Annotated in this window: 4 protein-coding genes and 1 pseudogene; 4 read left to right on the top strand and 1 reads right to left on the bottom strand. The window is 63.2% G+C overall.

All coding sequences use genetic code 11. The annotated features are described in order from the left end of the window. Window positions 1–116: 116 nt before the first annotated feature. Window positions 117–584: a hypothetical protein gene (locus tag ACZ470_RS40445; protein ID WP_468434956.1), complete on the bottom strand. Its 468-nt coding sequence runs from the start codon at window positions 582–584 to the stop codon at window positions 117–119. 231 nt (window positions 585–815) lie between these two features. Between ACZ470_RS40445 and ACZ470_RS40440 the strand changes: the two are divergent. The 4 genes and pseudogenes from ACZ470_RS40440 to ACZ470_RS40425 form a co-directional block, all read left to right on the top strand. Then, window positions 816–1,175 (top strand): annotated as a pseudogene (locus ACZ470_RS40440) (DoxX family protein). Between the two features lie 263 nt (window positions 1,176–1,438). Then, entirely contained in the window at window positions 1,439–2,788 is a 1,350-nt protein-coding gene (locus ACZ470_RS40435; RefSeq protein ID WP_468434955.1) for a NucA/NucB deoxyribonuclease domain-containing protein, read from the top strand. A gap of 79 nt (window positions 2,789–2,867) precedes the next feature. Continuing rightward, window positions 2,868–3,488, top strand: a complete 621-nt coding sequence (locus tag ACZ470_RS40430) for a DUF6461 domain-containing protein (protein ID WP_468434954.1) — start codon at window positions 2,868–2,870, stop codon at window positions 3,486–3,488. 235 nt (window positions 3,489–3,723) lie between these two features. After that, a partial coding sequence (locus ACZ470_RS40425) for a transposase family protein (RefSeq protein ID WP_468434953.1) occupies window positions 3,724–4,261 on the top strand: 538 nt, incomplete at its 3' end.

The raw sequence follows: 4,261 nt of genomic DNA, 5'->3' as shown, positions 1-4,261 counted from the left end.
ACCTGGTAGACAACACCGGGAGAGCCCTCGGCGGACGGCTGCTTCTTCACACAGGCGCCAACTCCCGTCGGGGGCCCTCGTGTTACGGCCGGAACCGGCCAGACCGCCGCCGGCGGTCAGCGCGGCAGATAGCGTCCGGAGCCCGTGCGCGCCAGCCAGCCCCGGTCCGACAGCTTGCGCAACTGGCCGCGGACCGGCTCGACCTTGCCCGGGGTGTTCTCCCGGCCCAGCGCGAGCGCAACGTCCTTGGCCATCACGGGCCCTGGCGCAGTCGTCACGATCTCCATGATCCGCCGGTATTCCGGCGTGAGCGTCTCTGTCCCCATGCCCTCCTTGCGATCCGGGATCAGTCGCATCCCGGCCGCCCCGGGTGTCGCCACCACCCGCTCCGGATCCGGCCCGGGCTCCACGGCCGGCGACGACTGCCGTCCGCCGTCCGTCGCCTCGGCCCACTGCCCGAACACCACCTCGGCAGCTTCCAGCCGGGCCAGCTCGGCGTCGGTCTCCGCCAGTTCCTTGCGCAGCACTTCGGCCCGCTCGGCCAACTGCATCCGCCGCTCGATCGTCCACGTCAGCACGTCCACCCTGTGCCTCCCTCCTGCCTCGGAGGCTACAAAACACCCCGGCAAACCGTTCAAGAACCCGGGAAGTCCCCCGTGGCAGACGATCACCTGCTACCAATCAGCCCTCAAGGCAGCACGAGCACACCACTCTCCGCCCACACCAGCAGCCTGGCCTGCGAATTCGGGATAAAAATGGATCAATGAGCACGATCGAAGGGGCCCCGGGGACCGGTGGCCCATGAACGGGGAGCGATGAACATCGCCTACTGGATCGTCACAGGACTTCTCGCCCTCTTCTACCTCTACGCGGGCGCGATGAAGGTCATCCGCAGTCGCGATCAGCTCCGGCCGATGATGGCCTGAGTCGACCGCGTACCGCTGCCCGCCGTCAGGGCGCTGGGAACGGTCGAGATCCTCGGCGCGACCGGACTGGTCCTGCCGCCGCTGACCGGTATCGCTCCCTCGCTGGCGCCGACCGCGGCCATCGGCTTCGTACTCCTGCAACTCTGTGCCGTCGCCGTCCACCTGGCCGGTGAGGACCGCCGGATCACCCTCAATATCGGACTCATCGCCACCGCGGCCGTGACCGTCCGGCTGGCCGCCGGGCTGTGATCGGGCACCGTTCCCGACCGACCGGTGGAGGCGCGGGCCGTGGACCGTGCGGACCTTCCGCCTCTTCGCGCATGCCAGCCCACCACGCCGAATATGTGAACCCGTACGGGCAGTCAAATGTAAACCTACATGACATCAGCAGTTAAGTTTAGATAGGTGCATGCGGCATTTGCTGTCCAAAAATGATCGTTGACGTAATGATCGTATCGTGATTTCCTACCGCTGCCCGAAGCGCGCCCATCCATGCAAAGAATGGGAATTCCGTGGACAGTAGATGTAGATGGATTTTGGCGCTGGCGGCAGCATCAATGATGCTGCTCTTACCTGCTCAGGCGGTTGCCGAAACTCAGTCGCAGAATAATGCGTCAATGCTCCGGTCTCTGGAGACAGATCTCGACGTGGGGCCGCAAGAAGAGAGCATGACGTCGGAATCCATCAAGGCGAAGCCAACTAAGGAGTCATGCACTTCAACGCCTCCGGATTCACCTGAGCGGCATGCCGGAGTCGCGGAGACGTGTACAGCCGTTCTGCCTTTCACGGCTCAGTCGTCAAACTCGGTCAAGGACGCCCGTACCGCCACCGCAGCGGCGGCCGGAAGTGTTTGCACCATCACGGATCCGGGGTACTGGCACTTCGAAAGGCTGAGCTACTGCCTACGCGAGATGACGGTGAATTTCACTCTCCGCGGCGAGCAGCAGCAGGTGCTGGGGACGGCGATCCTCTACGTCAGCTCAAGCGCAACCCTGAACCCTCGCTCAGGCGAGTGGAGTGAGGAGATAATGGTTGAGGCCACTCAGTACACGCAACAAGTGACGAGCCTCAACATCGCGGCCACTGCGTTGTGCACCTCGACCTGTAAAGCAACGGATGAGCACCCGTGGAACGGTAACTGGACCCTCACCGACGGGCAGACCGCTCTCGGTTCGGTCACCTACTCCGACGTCCCTGCCGTCGGAGTGGCCGACTCTTCGACCGTCAAGTACAACCTCTACATAACGCAGCCGGGAACGATACCGACACTGCCCAACGTCAACTGGTCGAATCCCCGTGTCGTCCGCTGCGACTCCGCCCTGACCGGAGGCGGCAACACCAGCACCGGTTGCGCACTGCCCAGCATCACACCCCAACTGGAACTTCCGGTCAGTCAGTACGGTGCCGCGGCGGTTACGTACGGGTGGGCGCAGTGGAATCTCCCGAACAAGTGGGGGCTCTACAGTGGGTCCCCGATGACTCGGGCCCTGGATGGCGATGCCAGGAGAAAGTTCACCTGCGAGGAGAAGAGTTCAGTCCCTTTCGTTGTGAAACCCGACGATGTGGTCCTGAGCGACTCGTGCGATGAATTCCCCTTCGCCTCGACCGAACAAGGTGGTACCGATGGCGGCATGTGCGCCGAGATCGTGCCCCTGTTCGAGGATGACGGAAAATGGAGAGTTTACGAGGCCGATCCTTCCAGGCCGGTCACCGGAACAGAGCCCTGTGTACGCGGTCACGTCAACCTTGACCAGAACAAGCTCGCCGGCACTGCGTACAGCAATCTCATACAGAACATGCGCCTGATCGAGAAGGATCCTTTCTACCTCACCGTGCCCGACTACTTCGACACAGTCGAGTAGCAGGCTTGCCGCTCCAGTTAATCCACGGAGCTCCGCCCGTGGATTAACTGGAGGGCTGAACGAGACCCATGGAGAGCAGATGCCCAACCCCCGGCGGTGGGAAAATTCGGACCAGTTCTGCTTGAGTTTTTCCCTGGAAAAAACCCCGGAACAGGTGATTGCCATCTACGGAGCTGATCTCGATAAGGCTCGCTGGCTATCCGCAGGGGAAGCTCCCGCAGCGCCCACCCTGGGCACTGCACTGCGTGCCGGGTCACTGGGGCGATGGGCCTTCTGCCTAGAGTTCGACAATCCGATCGGCTGTACAGCAAAAATCATGCGCGACCTGTCAGAGCGCACCGAATCGATCATCCTTCTCCGGACAGCGAAAGCATTGAAGACGTTCCACTATGCCGTGGACGGGAAAGTTCACGAATGGTTCGAGCCTGGATATCCACCCAGTGTTCGAGGTCGGAGCCGACATGGTTTCGCGTCTAAAATTCATGCCCTCACCTCTGCCGGCGCGGATGCGATCGCGGCATGCTCGCAGGTCATCTCTCAACACATCGGCCATGAACTCGGCACGGAAATTCTTCACGGACCCCTGCTGTCCGTAGTGATCGCCGAGATCGACCGCCCCGGCCTGGACCACCCGGATCCTCCACTGCTATATCCGCCGTCTCCCCGAAAAAGTTCCAGTCGCCTAGGACGACGGCTGTAGCACACCACTGCCTCTCCCTCACGCCCAGGGGCCATTGCATGATCACGTTTCGTCCGGAGTGCCGTGCTGGCACGTCTTGGAGGGGACATCCCGGTTCGGGCAGGGGGCGGACGCAGCGCAGGCACGGAGCTCTTTCCAACCTGTCGGGTTGGAAGGCGAGTTGGGCTGACAGACAAGTGAGACCCCTGGTAGATGGGTTGTCGGCCAAGAAATCCGTCTCCACCAGAGGCTTCGTGTGTTTGTCTACCCGTCGAACGTCGACGTGTCCAGTTCTGCCCTGCGCTTCCTGTCCGCCAAGCTCCGTCAGCGCCGCCAAGAGCTCGGCACCCGCTTACGGCGCCTGAGTGCAGGCCAGCAGGCCCTGCTCACTCTTGCCCATCTCCGCAACGGCCACCCGTATGCCCAGCTCGCGGCCGGGTTCGGCATCGGAACCACGACCGCGTACCGGCACATCACCGAGGCCGTTGAGGTCCTGGCCGCCCTCGCGCCGACCCTCACGGAGGCGGTCCGGACAGCATCGTCGAAGGCGTTCGTGCTGCTGGACGGGACCCTGCTGCCCATCGATCGGATCGCCGCGGACCGGCCCTACTACTCGGGGAAGCATAGGAGGCACGGGATGAACCTGCAGGTCATCGCCGATCCCTTCGGCCGGCTGCTGTGGTCCTCACCGGCCTTGCCCGGAGCTGTCCACGACATCCGCGCGGCTTGCGAACGCGGCATCGTCGACGCCCTCGCCGAGGCCGGCATCACGTGCTGGGTCGACAAGGGCTACC

This window comes from Streptomyces sp. NPDC031111 (assembly GCF_055570675.1).
The sequence above is the reverse complement of the archived record's forward strand: the minus strand, read 5'-3'. Positions and strand labels throughout refer to the sequence as shown.

What these genes read in the sequence shown, in the direction of transcription:
- ACZ470_RS40430 (WP_468434954.1), top strand. Translation starts at nt 2,868, where the DNA reads ATGCCCAACCCCCGGCGGTGGGAAAATTCGGACCAGTTCTGCTTGAGT.